The organism is Arthrobacter mobilis (genome assembly GCF_012395835.1).
GTDB lineage: Bacteria > Actinomycetota > Actinomycetes > Actinomycetales > Micrococcaceae > Crystallibacter > Crystallibacter mobilis.
Window position 1 is genome coordinate 19,587 of the sequence record NZ_JAAZSQ010000029.1, and the last position, 16,562, is coordinate 36,148.

Annotated in this window: 16 protein-coding genes; 12 read left to right on the plus strand and 4 right to left on the minus strand. The window is 71.3% G+C overall.

The features are described from left to right. Nucleotides 1–478: alanine dehydrogenase (locus HGG74_RS21790; RefSeq protein ID WP_376766163.1), on the minus strand; the 478-nt coding region annotated here is incomplete at its 3' end. 188 nt (nt 479–666) lie between these two features. Continuing rightward, nucleotides 667–1,185: an Lrp/AsnC family transcriptional regulator gene (locus HGG74_RS19380; RefSeq protein WP_168489052.1), complete on the minus strand. Its 519-nt coding sequence runs from the start codon at nt 1,183–1,185 to the stop codon at nt 667–669. 196 nt (nt 1,186–1,381) lie between these two features. On the opposite strand from HGG74_RS19380, the gene pdhA reads away from it, so the two are divergent. The 3 genes from pdhA to HGG74_RS19395 are packed head-to-tail and all read left to right on the plus strand — an operon-like array spanning nt 1,382 to nt 4,874. Next, nucleotides 1,382–2,506: a pyruvate dehydrogenase (acetyl-transferring) E1 component subunit alpha gene (pdhA, locus tag HGG74_RS19385; protein ID WP_168489054.1), complete on the plus strand. Its 1,125-nt coding sequence runs from the start codon at nt 1,382–1,384 to the stop codon at nt 2,504–2,506. Continuing rightward, nucleotides 2,506–3,528, plus strand: a complete 1,023-nt coding sequence (locus HGG74_RS19390; protein WP_246263086.1) for an alpha-ketoacid dehydrogenase subunit beta — start codon at nt 2,506–2,508, stop codon at nt 3,526–3,528. Before pdhA ends, HGG74_RS19390 begins: the two co-directional genes overlap by 1 nt. Continuing rightward, nucleotides 3,528–4,874: a dihydrolipoamide acetyltransferase family protein gene (locus HGG74_RS19395; RefSeq protein ID WP_168489056.1), complete on the plus strand. Its 1,347-nt coding sequence runs from the start codon at nt 3,528–3,530 to the stop codon at nt 4,872–4,874. The genes HGG74_RS19390 and HGG74_RS19395 overlap by 1 nt, the downstream gene beginning before the upstream one ends. Before the next feature lie 20 nt (nt 4,875–4,894). On the opposite strand, the gene HGG74_RS19400 is transcribed toward HGG74_RS19395, so the two are convergent. Together HGG74_RS19400 and HGG74_RS19405 are read right to left on the minus strand one after the other, a co-directional pair. Then, on the minus strand, nt 4,895–5,386 hold the full coding sequence (locus tag HGG74_RS19400; RefSeq protein ID WP_168489057.1) for a GNAT family N-acetyltransferase: 492 nt from the start codon (nt 5,384–5,386) through the stop codon (nt 4,895–4,897). A 9-nt stretch (nt 5,387–5,395) separates the two neighbouring features. Beyond that, nucleotides 5,396–6,055, minus strand: coding sequence for an SACE_7040 family transcriptional regulator (locus HGG74_RS19405; RefSeq protein WP_168489058.1), 660 nt, complete (start codon nt 6,053–6,055; stop codon nt 5,396–5,398). A 147-nt stretch (nt 6,056–6,202) separates the two neighbouring features. Between HGG74_RS19405 and HGG74_RS19410 the strand changes: the two genes are divergently transcribed. Genes HGG74_RS19410 through HGG74_RS19450 form a run of 9 tightly spaced genes read left to right on the plus strand, consistent with a single transcriptional unit; the run spans nt 6,203 to nt 16,499 of the window. Beyond that, nucleotides 6,203–7,816 carry a carboxyl transferase domain-containing protein gene (locus tag HGG74_RS19410; protein WP_168489059.1) on the plus strand — a complete coding sequence of 538 codons (1,614 nt, stop codon included), beginning with the start codon at nt 6,203–6,205 and terminating at the stop codon, nt 7,814–7,816. Next, the gene (locus tag HGG74_RS19415) at nt 7,813–9,915 is read left to right on the plus strand and encodes an acetyl/propionyl/methylcrotonyl-CoA carboxylase subunit alpha (protein WP_446680206.1); all 2,103 of its coding nucleotides are present in this window, start codon (nt 7,813–7,815) and stop codon (nt 9,913–9,915) included. Before HGG74_RS19410 ends, HGG74_RS19415 begins: the two co-directional genes overlap by 4 nt. Then, complete coding sequence (locus HGG74_RS19420) at nt 9,908–11,086, plus strand: acyl-CoA dehydrogenase family protein (protein ID WP_168489060.1); 1,179 nt, start codon at nt 9,908–9,910, stop codon at nt 11,084–11,086. The genes HGG74_RS19415 and HGG74_RS19420 overlap by 8 nt, the downstream gene beginning before the upstream one ends. A gap of 21 nt (nt 11,087–11,107) precedes the next feature. Next, nucleotides 11,108–11,863, plus strand: coding sequence for a CoA transferase subunit A (locus HGG74_RS19425; protein ID WP_168489061.1), 756 nt, complete (start codon nt 11,108–11,110; stop codon nt 11,861–11,863). Nucleotides 11,864–11,865: 2 nt separating this feature from the next. Next, a complete protein-coding gene (locus tag HGG74_RS19430; RefSeq protein ID WP_168489062.1) occupies nt 11,866–12,531 on the plus strand; it encodes a 3-oxoacid CoA-transferase subunit B in 666 nt (221 codons plus the stop codon). Then, nucleotides 12,528–13,046 (plus strand): MaoC family dehydratase, encoded by a 519-nt coding sequence (locus tag HGG74_RS19435; RefSeq protein ID WP_168489063.1) that lies wholly within the window; start codon nt 12,528–12,530, stop codon nt 13,044–13,046. The genes HGG74_RS19430 and HGG74_RS19435 overlap by 4 nt, the downstream gene beginning before the upstream one ends. Beyond that, on the plus strand, nt 13,046–13,864 hold the full coding sequence (locus HGG74_RS19440) for an HpcH/HpaI aldolase/citrate lyase family protein (RefSeq protein ID WP_168489064.1): 819 nt from the start codon (nt 13,046–13,048) through the stop codon (nt 13,862–13,864). Before HGG74_RS19435 ends, HGG74_RS19440 begins: the two co-directional genes overlap by 1 nt. 56 nt (nt 13,865–13,920) lie before the next feature. Then, complete coding sequence (gene dxr, locus HGG74_RS19445) at nt 13,921–15,150, plus strand: 1-deoxy-D-xylulose-5-phosphate reductoisomerase (protein WP_168489065.1); 1,230 nt, start codon at nt 13,921–13,923, stop codon at nt 15,148–15,150. Further along, nucleotides 15,147–16,499 (plus strand): M50 family metallopeptidase, encoded by a 1,353-nt coding sequence (locus HGG74_RS19450; protein ID WP_312856916.1) that lies wholly within the window; start codon nt 15,147–15,149, stop codon nt 16,497–16,499. The genes dxr and HGG74_RS19450 overlap by 4 nt, the downstream gene beginning before the upstream one ends. Nucleotides 16,500–16,562: the final 63 nt, after the last annotated feature.

Here is a 16,562-nt window from a genome sequence, read left to right on the forward strand (position 1 = left end):
TCAGCACGCCGCGGCCGCCCTGCGGCTGCATCAGGCACTGGGCGCCCACCTGCGGCGCCAGCCGGCCGGCGACCTCGGACATCGGGGCCAGCAGCGGCAGGGAGCGGTCCGGCAGCTGCACGGTCTCGTACGCGACGGCAGTGACCCGGCGCTCGCAGAGTTCGGTGGTGAGTTCCTTGTCCGCTGCCAGATGCAGGTAGGTGAACAGGGTCAGGCCCGGGCGCAGGCGGTGGTACTCCTCGGCCACCGGCTCCTTGACCTTGAGCAGCAGTTCGGCCTGCGCCCAGGTGTCGTCCGCCGAACCGACGATCCGTGCGCCGGCTGCCTCGTAGTCCGCATCGGCGATGGCCGAGCCTTCGCCGGCGCCGGTTTCGACGCCGACCTCATGGCCGGCCCGGACCAGTTCGTCGACGCCGGCGGGAGTGATGGCCACCCGGTACTCGTTGTTCTTCACCTCGCGGGGTACGCCAATGCGCATCGCACCGTCCTTCCGTCCGGCTGATCGTGTTTTCCGAGCATACTGCCCGCCGCCGGCCGGCTGAACCTGGGCCGGCAGCCGTCGCCGGCCGGGCCGGCGCGGCGACAGCGGCCCGGACCTTCCGCTGGGCGGCGTCGACCTGCCCTGGCCGGGCCGCTATCCTGCCGCCCGTGAGGGGCTGGAGGCCTTCACCCGGGACATGCGCCTGGATACCTGGGCCGTGCGGCAGGTGAGGGCCCGGTCCCCGCCGCGCCGTGCAGCAGCTGTTCCATCCGGTAGGGGATCAGCTCGTGCATGGCCAGCGAGGTGTCGGTGCGTTCGACGCCGTCGATGGCCAGGATCTTGCCGGTGATCCGGAACAGGTCCTCCGCCCCCTCGGAGACCACCTTGGCCAGGATGTCCGCCTGGCCGGTAATGCCGTAGGCCTCCACCACCTCCGGGATCAGGGCCAGCGCCTCGGTGATCGGGGCGAGCTTCTGCTGCTGGACGTGAAGGTGGACGAAGGCGGCCAGCGGGTAGCCGACGGCAGCCGGATTGATGCGGCGCCCGAACGGCAGGAACACGTGTTTCCGCTCCAGCCGGGCCAGCCGGGCCTGCACGGTATTGCGGGAGAGCCCGAGTTCCTGGGCCAGGGCCACCACGGTGCGCCGCGGGTCGCGGGCCAGTGCCAGCAGCAGCCGCGTGTCGGTGCCATCCAGGTTCCGCATAGTGCGCAAGGCTAGCACGGCCTCCCGCCCGTAAACCGGGCAGAATGCGCGGTTTGCGGGCAGGTGATTGCGCGGGGTGCCTGCCGTGGGTATCGTCACACTATCCGTCCGGCGAGGGAGCCGGCGGTCCCGCAGCGGTGACCGGTGTGCCGGACGCGGCCGCGGATTGTCCTGGACAGTAAAGGTGGCGTACGTCATGTCCAAACCAGGCACCGGCCCGGAATCCGGCGGAAAATCCGGGGAACCCTTCATCCAGCTGCTGACGCCGGCCGGGGTCCGGGTGGCGGATCCGCACTTCGACCAATGGCTGGCGGACATCGACGGCGACCGGCTCCAGGGCCTCTACCAGGACATGGTGACCGTCCGCCGGATCGACCTGGAGGCCACGGCGCTGCAGCGCCAGGGGGAGCTGGCCCTGTGGCCGCCGATGCTGGGCCAGGAAGCGGCGCAGATCGGCTCCGGCCGCGCGCTGGCGCCGGAGGACTTCGTCTTCCCCAGCTACCGCGACACCGGCGTGGCCTGGTGCCGGGGAGCGGAGTACGCGGACCTGGTCAAGGTCTGGCGGGGCAACGCCCCCTCCAGCTGGGATCCGTACCGGCTGAACATGGCGCCGATGCAGATCATCATCGGCGCGCAGACCCTGCACGCCACCGGCTATGCCATGGCCGCCAAGTTCGAGGGGGCCGAAACGGCCACCGTCACCTATTTCGGCGACGGGGCGACCAGCCAGGGCGATATGAACGAGGCCATGGTCTTCGCGGCCAGCTTCCAGGCCCCGGTGCTGTTCTTCTGCCAGAACAACCAGTGGGCCATCTCCGAGCCGGTCCGCGTCCAGGCCCAGCGCCCGATCGCCGACCGGCCTCCAGGCTTCGGCATCCGCAGCCTGCGGGTGGACGGCAATGACGTGCTCGCCTGCCTGGCGGCGACCCGCGAGTCGCTCGAACGGGTGCGCTCCGGCGCCGGGCCGTGCTTCATCGAGGCCGTGACCTACCGGATGGGCCCGCACACGACGGCGGATGATCCGACCCGCTACCGGGACCCCAACGAGCTCGAGGACTGGCGCACCCGGGATCCGGTCGACCGGCTGGGGGCCTACCTGCAGTCCGAGGGCCTGTTCGGCGAGGAGTTCCGGGACCAGGTGCGCGCCGCCGCCGACGCCGCCGCGGCCGGACTCCGGGAGGCCTGCACCAGCCTGCCGGAACCGGGCGGACTGGAGGTTTTCGACCATGTCTACAGCGGCCCGCACGCGGTGCTCGAGCGGCAGAAAGACCACTATTCCCGGTACCTCGCCGGGTTCGAGGCAGCCGAAGGAGGCCGGTGATGACCACGGCAACCACGCACATGACGTTCGGGCAGGCGATTAATGCCGGCCTGCGCAGGGCACTCGAGCGCGATCCGAAGGTGCTGCTGATCGGCGAGGACATCGGCACGCTCGGCGGGGTCTTCCGGATCACCGACGGGCTGCAGAAGGACTTCGGCGCGCACCGGGTCGTCGACTCGCCGCTGGCCGAGTCGGCGATCGTGGGCACCGCCGTCGGCATGTGCTTCCGCGGCTTCCGGCCGGTCTGCGAGATCCAGTTCGACGGCTTCATCTACCCGGCCTTCGACCAGCTGGTCAGCCAGGCGGCCAAGCTGCACTTCCGCTCGCGGGGACGGGTACGCATGCCGCTGACCGTCCGGGTGCCTTTCGGCGGCGGCTTCGGCGGCGCCGAGCACCATTCGGAATCCCCCGAGGCCTACTTCCTGCACACGCCCGGCCTGCGCGCGGTCTCCCCGTCCAACCCCCAGGACGCCTTTGTTATGGTCCAGCAGGCCATCGCCTGCGACGATCCGGTGCTGTTCTTCGAACCCAAGCGCCGCTACCACGTCAAGGGGGAGGTGGACCTGGAGGCGGACCTGGCTGCGGCCCCGCCGCTGGAGCAGGCGCGGATCGAGCGGCCCGGCCGCGATGCGACGCTGGTGGCCTACGGGCCGCTGGTGCCCACGGCCCGGGAGGCGGCCGAAGCCGCGGCGGACGAGGGCATCTCGCTGGAAGTGATCGATCTGCGCTCGCTGTCCCCGCTGGACTTCGGCACGGTGGCGGCGTCCGTGCGCCGCACGGGCCGGCTGGTGATCACCCACGAGGCCTCGCAGACCGGGGGCCTGGGCGCCGAACTGGCCGCCGGCATCACCGAACGCTGCTTCTACTACCTGGAGCATGCCCCGGTGCGCGTGACCGGCTTCGACATCCCGTATCCGCCGGCGCGGATGGAACAGCACCACCTGCCGGACCTGGACCGCATCCTCGACGGTGTGGACCGGGTGCTGGGCCGGCCGAATTCGCTCAGCGGACTGGAGGACTAGTGGCGATCAAGGTGTTCACCCTGCCGGATCTGGGCGAGGGGCTGACCGAATCGGACATTGTCGGCTGGCGCGTGGCCGAGGGGGACACGGTGGCGCTGAACCAGGTGCTCGGCGAGGTGGAGACCGCCAAGGCAGTGGTGGAACTGCCCTCACCGTTCGCCGGCGTGGTCCGGAAGCTGCACGGCGGGCCCGGCACCACGGTGCGGGTGGGTGAGCCGATCGTCTCCTTCGAAGTCGAGGGCGCACCCGCGCCGCCGGCCGCGCCGCCGGAGGCCGGCTACGTCCCCGCGGCGCGGGAAGCCGGCCGGCGCGAGGCCAACCTGGTCGGCTACGGCGCGGCGGCGGAGACTGGCGCGCGGCCCACCCGGCGGCGCCGGATCTACGGCAGTGCGGAACCGGCAGCCGCTCCGGCCCCGTCCCGGCCCGGAGCGGAGCGGCCGCGCTCCACCCCGCCGGTGCGCAAGCTGGCCCGGGACCTCGGCGTCGACCTGGCCCAGGTGCCCGGCACCGGCAGCAACGGCCTGGTCACCCGGGCGGACGTGGAAAGCCATGCCGGGCATGCCGCGCCCCCGCCGGCGGCTGCCGCGCCGGCCGCCGGGGCCGGCACCGCTGCCCGGGGCGGCGGCTGGCTGGCCGGAGCCCAGGAGCGCGAGGCCCGGATCCCGATCAAGGGCGTGCGCAAGGCGACCGCGGCGGCGATGGTGGCCAGCGCGTTCACCGCCCCGCAGGCCACCGAATTCCTGACCATCGACGCCACCGCTTCCATGGAGCTGCTGGAGAAGCTGCGCGCCCGGCACGATTTCGACGGCGTCAAGCTCACGCCGCTGGTGCTGGTGGCCAAGGCCCTCTGCCTGGCCCTGGAGCGCAATCCGTCGCTGAACTGGCGCTGGGACGAGGAGCACGGCGAGATTGTGCAGCAGAACTATGTGAACCTGGGCATCGCCGCCGCCTCGGAGCGCGGCCTGACCGTGCCGAACATCAAGGACGCGCACACCCTGGACCTGCGCGCCCTGGCCGTGGCGCTGGGGGAGCTGGCCGACACCGCCCGGGCCGGCCGGACGACGCCGGCGCAGCTGTCGGGCGGCACCATTTCGATCACCAATGTCGGGGTGTTCGGTATCGATACGGGCACGCCCATCCTGCATCCGGGCGAGACTGCCATCCTGGCCGTGGGCGCGGTGCGCCGGATGCCGTGGGAATACCAGGGCGGCATCGCGCTGCGCCAGGTGCTGACCCTGAGCCTGTCCTTCGACCACCGCCTCGTCGACGGTGCCGAAGCCTCCGGCTTCCTCGCCGACGTCGGCGCCATCCTGGCTGATCCGGGAGTGGTGCTGACGATGGTGTGAGACGGGGTTCCTCCCAATCCCTAGGTCAGTTCGAGGATTTCCTCGGTGACGACGGCGGCGCGGGCGTTGGCGAAGTCCTGCACCTGGCCGATGCGGCGGAAGCCTGCCTTTTCGAGGATCTTGATCGATCCCAGGTTGTCCTTGACCACGCGGGCCCGGATGGGACGCTCGGTGAATTCGCGCAGGAACAGTTCGACGGCGGCGCTGGTGATGCCGTGGCCCCAGTGCGATTTGGCGGTCCAGTAGTTCAGCTCCGGTACGCCGTCGACCCGGAAGACTACGAGGTTGCCCACCACCTCGCCGTCGGCGGTGACCGTGCGGACGATGACCGACTTGTCGTTGAGCAGGCTCTGCCAGTAGTGGTCGAAGACGCCCCGGTCCGCGGGGTTCCTGGCGCTGAAGGCGGCCATCTGGTTGGCCTCGGGATCCTGCTGGTACTCGAAGAACTTGTCCAAGTCGGCAGGTTCCACAGGGCGGAGCTCGATCACGGCAGACCTTTCGATAGAGGGCATGCCAACAGGTTACTCGGCTTTCAGTGCTGCCCAGGCCATTGTTTCGAGCAATTTGCGCCGCCAGGCCTTGTCGCGTACGCCCTGGCCGCCCTGCGGGGGACGGGGCGTGGAGTGGGGCGTGGAGTTGATCAGGCCGAACACGGCATGGGCGCGCATCCGCAGCCGGGCCGGGTCCTCGCGCCCGAGCAGCTGGGCGAGCACGTCCACCCAGACGCGCACGTAGCTGCGCTGCAGCGAGCGGATCCGCTCCGATTCCTCCGCGGGCAGGGAGTCCAGGTCGCGGTCGTGCACCCGGATCACATCCGGGTGGCTCAGGGCGAAGTCGACGTGGAATTCGATCAGGCCGCGCAGTGCGGCCTCGGCCCCGGAGGAGCCGCGCACCACGGCCCGGCCGCCGTCGAGCAGGTCCTGGCTGACCCCGGTGAGCAGGGCGGAGAGCACCGCCTGCTTGCTGCTGAAATGCCGGTACACCGCCGGGCCGCTCACCCCGGCGGCCGCGCCCAGATCCTCAATGGAGACCCCGTTGAAGCCGCGCTCGGCGAACAGCCTGGCGGCGGCGGCGAGCAACGCGGACCGGCGGGAAGCCTTGGCCTGGCTGCGGACGGTCGCGCGGCCGGCGGCCGCCCGGGCGGTGCTGCCGGTGGCGTTGGCGGCGGTGGGGGATGCCACTGCGGTCCTTTCGGCTTCGGGTGCATCTCGGTCGATTATAGACAACCCGGTTAAGGGCCACTAACCTGATTTCAGTTAGTACCTGTTAACCAGAATCCGTCTTGGCGGACCGGCGGCGCAGGACAGACGCCTGCAGGAAAGATGTCAATGGAGACCCTGCTTTCCCGGCTGGACCCTTCCAGCCCCGGCTTTCGGGAGAACGACGCCGCGCAGCGGGCGTTGGCGGCCGAACTGCGCGGCAAGCTGGCCGCCGCGGCCGCCGGCGGCCCGGAATCCTCCCGGCAGCGGCACCTCGGGCGCGGCAAGCTGCTGCCGCGCCGGCGGGTGGACGAACTGCTGGATCCGGGCAGCCCCTTCCTGGAACTGTCCCCGCTGGCCGCCGACGGGATGTACGGCGGCGAGTGCCCGGGGGCCGGGATCATTACCGGGATCGGTCTGGTCCACGGCCGCCACGTGATGGTGGTTTCCAACGACGCGACGGTCAAGGGCGGCACCTACTACCCGGTGACGGTCAAGAAGCACCTGCGGGCCCAGGAGGTCGCGCTGCAGAACCGGCTGCCGTGCATCTACCTGGTCGACTCCGGCGGCGCGTTCCTGCCCAGGCAGGACGAAGTGTTTCCGGACCGGGAGCATTTCGGCAGGATCTTCTACAACCAGGCCAACCTCTCGGCCGCCGGGATCCCGCAGATCGCCGCGGTGCTGGGCTCGTGCACCGCCGGCGGCGCCTACGTGCCGGCGATGAGCGACGAGACGGTGATCGTGCGCGGCCAGGGCACGATCTTCCTGGGCGGGCCGCCGCTGGTGAAGGCGGCCATCGGCGAGGTGGTCACGGCCGAGGAACTGGGCGGGGGCCTGATGCACTCCACGGTCTCCGGGGTCACCGACCATCTGGCGGACAACGACCGGCACGCACTGCAGATCGTCCGGGACATCGTGGCCAGCCTGCCGCCGCCGCCGGAGCCAGGCGCCGCGTCCGGGCCGCCCGCCGGCATTCCACCCGTGGTGGACCCGGAGGGGCTCTACGGCGCCGTCCCGGTGGACGTGAACGCCCCGTACGAGGTCCGCGAGGTCATCGCCCGGCTGGTGGACGGCAGCCGGTTCCACGAGTTCAAACGCGGCTACGGACCCACCCTGGTCACCGGCTTCGCGCGGATCCACGGCCGCGAAGCCGGCATCGTGGCCAACAACGGCGTGCTCTTCAGCGAATCCGCGCTTAAGGGGGCCCACTTCATCCAGCTGTGCGACCAGCGCCGCATCCCGCTGGTCTTCCTGCAGAACATTTCCGGGTTCATGGTCGGCCGGGACGCCGAGGCCGGGGGCATCGCCAAGCACGGGGCGAAGATGGTCACCGCCGTCGCCACCACCCGGGTGCCGAAGCTGACGGTGATCATCGGCGGTTCCTTCGGCGCGGGCAACTATTCGATGTGCGGCCGCGCCTATTCGCCGCGCTTTCTGTGGACCTGGCCGGCCAGCCGGATCTCGGTCATGGGCGGCACCCAGGCCGCTTCCGTGCTCGCCACGGTCAAGCGGGACCAGCTCGAGGCCGGCGGGAGCAGCTGGCCGGCGGCAGAAGAGGAAGCCTTCCGCGCCCCGATCCTGGCCCAGTACGAGGAGCAGGGCAACCCGTACTATGCCACCGCCCGGCTCTGGGACGACGGCATCATCGACCCGGCGGACACCCGCACCGTACTGGGGCTGGCCCTGGAGGTCTGCGCCCTGGCCCCGCTGGCCGAACCCTCGTTCGGATTGTTCAGGATGTGATCCCGGTGGATTTGCGTATCCCCTTCGAGCCGCCGTTCGACACTGTGCTGGTTGCCAACCGCGGCGAGATCGCCTGCCGGGTGATCCGGACCTGCGCCCGGCTCGGGCTGCGCACGGTGGCGGTCTACTCGGACGCCGACGACGGCGCCCGGCACGTGCGCGAGGCCGACCTGGCGGTGCGGCTCGGACCCGCCCCGGCCGCGCAGAGCTACCTGGACATCGAGGCGGTGCTGGCCGCCTGCAAGGCCACCGGAGCCGGCGCGGTGCACCCCGGCTACGGCTTCCTGAGCGAAAACGCCGCCTTCGCCGAGGCCCTGGCCGCCGCCGGCATCATCTTCGTCGGACCGGGCGTGCGCGCGCTGGGCATCATGGGGGACAAGATCCGGGCCAAGAACCACGTCGCCTCCCACGGGGTTCCGGTGGTGCCCGGGGTCGCCCGGGCCGGACTGGACGACGGCGAGCTGGCGGCGGCGGCCGGGCAGGTGGGCTACCCGCTGCTGATCAAGCCCTCCGCCGGCGGCGGGGGCAAGGGCATGCACGCGGTCGCCGGCCCGGAGGAACTGCCCGCGGCGCTGGCGGCGGCCCGCCGGGTGGCCGCCGCGGCCTTCGGCGACGATACCCTCCTGCTGGAGCGGCTGGTGCGCAGCCCGCGGCACATCGAGGTCCAGGTCCTGGCCGACAACCACGGTGCGGTGATCCACCTGGGCGAACGCGAATGCTCCCTGCAGCGCCGGCACCAGAAGGTCATCGAGGAAGCCCCGTCCCCGCTGCTGGATGCCGGAACCCGGGCCCGGATCGGGGCCGCCGCCTGCCGGGCCGCGGCCTCGGTGGGCTACAGCGGTGCCGGCACGGTGGAGTTCCTGGTCTCCGACGAGGCCCCGGACGAGTTCTTCTTCATGGAAATGAACACCCGGCTGCAGGTGGAGCACCCGGTGACCGAAATGGTCACCGGGCTGGACCTGGTGGAGTGGCAGCTGCGCATTGCCGCGGATGAACCGCTGGCCCTGGCCCAGGACGAGGTGCAGCTGCACGGGCACGCGGTGGAGGCACGGGTCTACGCCGAGAACCCGGAACAGGGCTTCCTGCCCGCCGCCGGCACGGTGCTGGCGCTGGCCGAGCCGGCCGGCGAGGGCGTGCGCGTGGACAGCTCGCTGGCCCCGGGGCTGCGCATCCCGGCCAGCTACGACCCGATGCTCTCGAAGGTGATCGCCTGGGGAGCGGACCGGAACCAGGCGCTGCGCCGGCTCGAGCAGGCCCTGGCCGGGACGGTGGTGCTCGGCCTGCACACCAACCTCGAGTACCTGCGGCTGCTGCTGGCCGATCCGCAGGTGCGGGCCGGCCGGCTCGACACCGGCCTGATCGAACGGAAGCTGCCGTCGCTGCCCTTCCACCGGCCCGGCGGACCCGACCTGGCCGTGGCCGCCGTCGCCGCCCTGGCCTGGCAGCGCCGCCGGGCCGGCCTGCCGGACCCGGCGCTGGATCCGGGGCGGGAGCCCGCCGCGGACGTGCCGCCCTGGCGCCGCGGCGACGGCTGGCGGCCCGGCGCACCCGCCGCGCAGCTGGTCAGCCTGGCCGCCGGGCCGGGGGAAGACCGCCAGGTACAGGTGGCGGGAACGCCCGGCCGGGCCCGGGTCGGCACCGGCGGCCCGGACGGGGCCGCCATCGAGGTCATGCTCCATCCCGGGGCGGTGACCGTGGACGGCGTGCGGTACCCCGCAGCCTGGGCGGTGGACGAGGAGGCCACCCTCTGGCTGAACTACGGCGGCCGGACCATGGCGTTCGGCATCAGGGACCGGGACCAGCGGCTGCACCAGGCCCCGGAGCAGCTCGGCCACGCCGGGGAATCCTCGCCGGAAGTGCGCTCGCCGATGCCCGGCACCGTCACCGCGGTGGCTGTGCGCAGCGGGGAACAGGTCGCGGCCGGCCAGACCCTGCTCAGCGTCGAGGCCATGAAGATGGAGCACCGGCTCACCGCCCCGCTGGCCGGCGAGGTCACGCTCAACCTGAAACCCGGCGACCTGGTCAAAGCCGGCCAGCTGGTGGCCGTCATCCGTCCGGCGGAGCCAGGACAGAACACGAAGGACGAAGCCCATGCCTGACTTTGAACTGGACGAGGACTACCAGGCCCTGGCCGACACCGTGCGGGAGTTCGCCGACGAAGTCGTGGCGCCGGTCTCGGCCAGGCACGACGAGGAGCACAGCTTCCCGTACGGGATCGTCAAGCAGATGGGGGAGATGGGCCTGTTCGGCCTGCCGTTCCCGGAGGAATACGGCGGCATGGGCGGGGACTACTTCGCGCTGGCCCTGGCGCTGGAACAGCTCGGCCGGGTGGACCAGTCGGTGGCCATCACCTTGGAAGCGGCGGTCTCCCTCGGCGCCATGCCGATCTACCGCTTCGGCACGGAGGAACAGAAGCAGCAGTGGCTGCCGGACCTGGCCACCGGCCGGGCACTGGCAGGCTTCGGCCTGACCGAGCCGGAAGCCGGCTCCGACGCCGGCGGCACCAGGACCACCGCCAGGCTCGAGGCGGGGGGCGGGGCGGCCGGGAACGAGTGGGTCATCAACGGGCGCAAGGAATTCATCACGAACTCCGGGACCGCCATCAGCCGGCTGGTCACGGTCACCGCCGTCACCGGCAGCACTGGCGGCAACGGGGCCCCGCGGAAGGAAATCTCCACCATCCTGGTCCCCACCGACACCCCGGGCTTTACCGCCGAGAAGGCGTACAACAAGGTGGGCTGGAACGCCTCCGACACCCACCCGCTGCGCTTGACGAACGTCCGGGTGCCCGAGGCGAACCTGCTCGGCGAGCGCGGCCGCGGCTATGCCAACTTCCTGCAGATCCTGGACGAGGGCCGCATCGCCATCGCCGCGCTCGCCGTGGGCGCCGCGCAGGGCTGTGTGGACGAATCCGTGCGCTATGCCAGGGAGCGCATGGCCTTCGGCCGCGCCATCGGCCAGTTCCAGGGGATCCAGTTCAAGATCGCCCGGATGCAGGCCCGCGCGCATACGGCCCGGCTGGCCTACTATGACGCCGCGGCGCGGCTGCTGGCCGGCAAGCCCTTCAAATCCCATTCAGCCATTGCCAAGATGGTGGCAGGGGAGGCAGCCATGGACAATGCCCGGGACGCCACACAGATCTTCGGCGGCTTCGGGTTCATCAACGAGTTCCGGGTGGCCCGCCACTACCGGGACTCGAAGGTGCTCGAGGTCGGCGAGGGGACCACCGAGGTCCAGCTGATGCTCATTGCCCGCGAACTGGGACTTTAGCATCCCCACGAGGAGGCAGCAGTGATCGACAAGGTAGTGGCCAGCGCGGCCGAGGCCGTCGCCGACATCCCCGACGGCGCGTCGCTGGCGGTGGGAGGGTTCGGTCTGTGCGGGATCCCAATGGCGCTCATCCAGGCCCTGCACGAGGCCGGCACCACGGGCCTGGAGACCATCAGCAACAACTGCGGCGTGGACGACTGGGGCCTGGGGGTGCTGCTGGCCGACGGGCGGATCCGCCGCACCATCAGCTCCTACGTGGGCGAAAACAAGGAATTCGCGCGCCAGTTCCTGGCCGGGGAGCTCGAGGTTGAACTCACCCCCCAGGGCACGCTGGCGGAGAAGCTGCGCGCCGGCGGCGCCGGCATCCCTGCCTTCTATACCCCCGCCGGCGTCGGCACGCAGGTCAGCGAGGGCGGACTGCCGCGTAAATACGACGACGCAGGGAACGTCGTCGCCGCCTCCGAGCCGAAGGAGGTGCGCAGTTTCGGCGGCGTGGACTATGTGCTCGAGGAATCGCTGACCCCCGACTACGCCCTGGTGCACGCCTGGAAGGGGGACCGGCTGGGCAACCTCGTCTACCACGTGACGGCGATGAACTTTAATCCGCTGTGCGCGATGGCCGGCCGGATCACCATTGCCGAGGTGGAGGAACTGGTGGAACCGGGGGAGCTGGATCCGCAGCAGATCCACACCCCCGGCATTTTCGTCCAGCGCGTGGTCGCCGCGCCGGGGGTGGAGAAACGTATCGAAAAACGCACCGTCTCCGGAGGGAGCTGACCATGGCACGGACCCGCACCGAACTGGCCGCCCGGGTGGCCCGGGAACTGCGCAACGGGCAGTACGTCAACCTGGGCATCGGCATGCCCACGCTGATCCCGAACTACATTCCGGACGGCGTCGAGGTGGTGCTGCACTCCGAGAACGGCATCCTCGGCGTCGGCCCCTACCCCGCCGAGGACCAGGTGGACCCGGACCTGATCAATGCCGGAAAGGAGACGGTCACGCTGGCCAAGGGCGCGGCGATCTTCGATTCGGCCACCTCGTTCGGCATGGTCCGCGGCCGGCACGTGGACGTGGCGGTGCTCGGCGCCATGGAGGTGGCCGAAAACGGCGATCTGGCCAACTGGATGATCCCGGGCAAGATGGTCAAGGGCATGGGCGGGGCGATGGACCTGGTCTTCGGGGCCAAGCAGCTGATCATCATGATGGAGCACGTGGACAAGAGCGGGAAACCGAAGATCCTGCCCGCCTGCACCCTGCCGGTGACCGGCCGCGGCTGCGTGGACCGGATCATTACCGACCTGGCGGTGATCGACGTGGTGGACGACGCCGGCGGGAAGAGCCTGGTGCTGCGCGAAACCGCCCCCGGGGTCGGCGTGGACGAGGTGGTCGCCGCTACCGGGGCCCGGCTGCGCACCGAGGGCGCGGTGGAGGCAGCGGCATGACCGGCGGGGAGGCGGAGCCGCGGGTCATTACCCAGCGCGGGCTGTATTTCGACGAGGTCGAGACGGGGGTGGTGTACGCGCACCGGCCCGGACGCACGGTGACCGAGGCGGACAACGTCCTGTTCACCACCGCCACGATGAACACCCAGGCCCTGCACCTGGACGCGGCCTGGGCCGCCACCCAGCCCTTCGGCCGGCCGCTGGTGAACTCCATGCTCACCCTGGCGATCGTCGTCGGGCAGTCGGTGGCGCAGCTGACCCAGGGCACCATCGTCGCCCAGCTGGGCCTGCGCGAGGTGGACTTCCCGCACCCGCTGTTTCCCGGGGACACGCTCTACACCGAGACAGTCATCACGCAGAAGCGGCCTTCCGGCTCCCGGCCGGGACAGGGCATTGTCACCATGGTGCATACCGGGCGCAACCAGGACGGACAGATCGTGGTCCGGGCCACCCGCAGCTGCCTGATGTGGACGCGGGAAGCCCACGAGCAGGCGATGCCGGGAATGGAGCACTGATGGATTTCCACATGGGACCTGCCCTGCTGTTCTGTCCGGCGGACCGCCCGGACCGCTACGACAAGGCCCTGGACCGCGCGGACGCGGTGATCCTGGATCTGGAGGATGCCGTCGCGGCCGCGGACAAGGACGCGGCCCGGGCGGCGCTGCTGGCCCGCCCGCTGGATCCTGAGCGGACCATCGTGCGGGTCAACGCCGCCCGGACGCCGGAGCACCCCGAGGACCTGGACGCGCTGCGGCAGACCGGGTACCGGACCGTGATGCTGGCCAAGGCCGAGGAACCTCAGGACCTGGCCGGGCTGGCGGACTACGCGGTGCTGGCCCTGTGCGAAACCGCGCGCGGGGTGCTGGCCGCCGCCGCGCTGGCGGCCCTGGACAACGTCACCGCCCTGATGTGGGGAGCCGAGGATCTGGTGGCTTCGCTCGGCGGAACCTCCAGCCGGACGGGAACGGGCAGCTACCGGGACGTGGCCCGGCAGGCGCGCTCGCAGGTGCTGCTGGCGGCCGGCGCCTGGCACAAGGCCGCCATCGACTCGGTCTACCTGGACCTCGCGGACCCGGCCGGCCTGGCGGACGAGGCTGCCGACGCCGCGGCCTCAGGCTTCCGGGCGAAGGCAGCCATCCACCCGTCCCAGGCGGAGGTCATCCGCCGCGCGTTCCGGCCCACGGAGGAAGAGGCCGCCTACGCCGCGGACCTGCTCGAGGCGGCCAGGAGGGAAGCGGGGGCTTTCAGGTTCCGCGGCCGGATGGTGGATGAGCCGCTGATCAGGAACGCCCGGCAGACCTTGCGCCGTGCCGGCAGGCCGCTGATCGAATAGCTGGCGGCCCGGACCGCCGGGGCCGCGGGGGTACAGGGTGCGGGATACTGGAACATATGGAGTTGAACGATCCGGCCCCGCCGGCCGCCTTTGCCTTACCCGCGTCCTCGCCCCGCAGGGTGGTCCTGCTCGGTTCCACCGGATCGATCGGGACCCAGGCGGTCGAGGTGGTGGACGCGGCGCCGGAACGGTTCGCGGTGACCGCGCTGGCGGCCGGGGGCGGCAACCTGGAGCTGGTGGCGCGGCAGGCCGTGCACACCCGGGCCGAGGCCGTGGGCGTCGCCGCCGGCTCCCGGGAGGACCTGGCACTGGCCCTGAAGGACGCCGCGGCCGCCGCCGGACTGGCCGGCTATGCCCCGGAACTTTTTGCCGGCCCCGACGCCGCGGCGCGGATTGCCGCCTGGGCCAACGCCGACGTCGTGCTCAACGGCATCACCGGATCCATCGGCCTGGCCCCCACCCTGGCGGCCCTGGAGGCCGGGCACCTGCTGGCCCTGGCCAACAAGGAATCGCTGGTGGCCGGCGGCGCGCTGGTCCGCCGGGCGGCCCGGCCCGGGCAGATCGTGCCGGTGGATTCGGAACACTCGGCCCTGGCGCAGGCGCTGCGCGCCGGTACCGCCGCGGAGGTGGAGCGGCTGGTGGTCACCGCCTCGGGCGGGCCGTTCCGCGGCTACAGCCGCGAACAGCTGGCGGCCGTCACGCCGGCCCAGGCGCTGGCCCACCCCACCTGGGACATGGGCCGGATGGTCACCACCAATTCGGCGACCATGGTCAACAAGGCGCTGGAGGTCATCGAGGCGCACCTGCTCTTCGACGTGCCGCTGGAGCGGATCGACGTCGTCGTCCACCCGCAGTCCGTGGTCCACTCCATGGTGCAGTTCGTGGACGGCTCCACGATCGCGCAGGCCTCGCCGCCGGACATGCGCCTGCCGATCGCCCTGGGCCTGGGCTGGCCTCAGCGGGTCCCGGGCGCGGCACCGGCCTGCGACTGGAGTGCCGCCGCCACCTGGACCTTCGAGCCGCTGGACGAGGAGGTGTTCCCGGCGGTGCGGCTGGCCAAGGAGGCTGCCGCCGCCGGCGGGACGTCCATGGCGGTGTACAACGCTGCCAACGAGGAGGCCGTGCACGCCTTCCACGCCGGACGGATCAGCTTCCCGGCGATCGTGGACACCATCGCGGCCGTCGTCGCCGAACACTCCGCCCCGTCCGAACTGACCGTCGGCGCCGTCCTGTCCGCCGAAGCGTGGGCACGGACTCGCACCCACGAGCGTTTAGGAATGTTGTGACCGTTCTGCTTTTTATCCTCGGCGTGCTCCTGGTGGCAGCCGGCATCGCTGCCTCGATCGCCCTGCACGAGGTCGGACACCTGCTCCCGGCCAAGCTGTTCAAGGTCCGCGTCACCCAGTACATGGTCGGCTTTGGCAAGACCCTCTACTCCCGCCGCAAGGGGGAGACCGAGTACGGCATCAAGGCCATTCCGCTCGGCGGTTACGTATCGATGATCGGCATGTACCCGCCGGCGAGGGACCGGGACGGCGGCACCGGCACCGTCCGGCGCTCCAGCACCGGACTGTTCTCGCAGCTGGCCGAGGACGCGCGCAGCGCCGCGGCGGAGCAGCTGCGGCCAGGGGACGGCAACCGGGTGTTCTACAAGCTGCCGGTGTGGAAGCGGATCATCATCATGCTCGGCGGGCCGTTCATGAACCTGGTGATCGGCACCGTGCTGGTGGGCGTGGTGCTGACCGGATTCGGCACCGCCCAGCCCACCGCCACTGTTTCCGAGGTCTACAAGTGCGTGGTGCCGGCCTCCCAGCAGGCACAGACCGGGCAGACCGACTGCCTGCCCTCGGACCCGGTGGCCCCGGCCACCGCCGCCGGCATCCGTCCCGGGGACAGGATCGTCTCCTTCGACGGCCGAAAGGTCACCGACTGGTACGAGCTGACCCACTGGATCCGGGACGCCGCCGGCCAAAAGACCCCGATCGTGCTGGAACGCGACGGTGCCCTGGTCAGCACCAGCATCACCCCGATCCGCACCGAGCGGCCGGTGCTGGACGAGGACAACCGGCCGGTGCTGGATGCCGCCGGCGAACCGCTGACCGAGCAGGCAGGCTTCGTCGGCATGGGGCCGGCCACCGAACTGGTGCCGCAGCCGGCCTCGGCCGTGCTGCCGGCAGTGAGGGAGAACCTGCAGGGCATCACCGCCGTGGTACTGGACCTGCCCCAGCGCCTGGCGGACGTGGCCCAGGCGGCCTTCGGCAGCGAGCCGCGCGATCCGGACGGACCGATCAGCGTGGTGGGCGTGGGCCGGATTGCCGGCGAAATCAGCGCCATGCAGGAGATCCCGCTGCAGGCCCGCCTGGCCTCCCTGATCGGCCTGGTGGGCTCGTTGAACCTGGCGCTGTTCGTCTTCAACCTCATCCCGCTGCTGCCGCTGGACGGCGGCCACGTGGCCGGCGCGCTGTGGGAGGGGCTGAGGCGCCGCGTGGCCCGGCTGTTCCGCCGGCCCGATCCGGGACCGGTGGACATCGCCAAGCTGCTGCCGCTGACCTACGTGGTGGCCGTGCTGCTGATGGGCATGGGCGCCCTGCTGATCTATGCGGACATCGTCAAGCCGGTGAACATCTTCGGCTGAGCGGGGCCCGGGCAGGCGGCGAACGCTAGCTGTACTGACCTGAGAGGTTGGGTACGCGGCTGG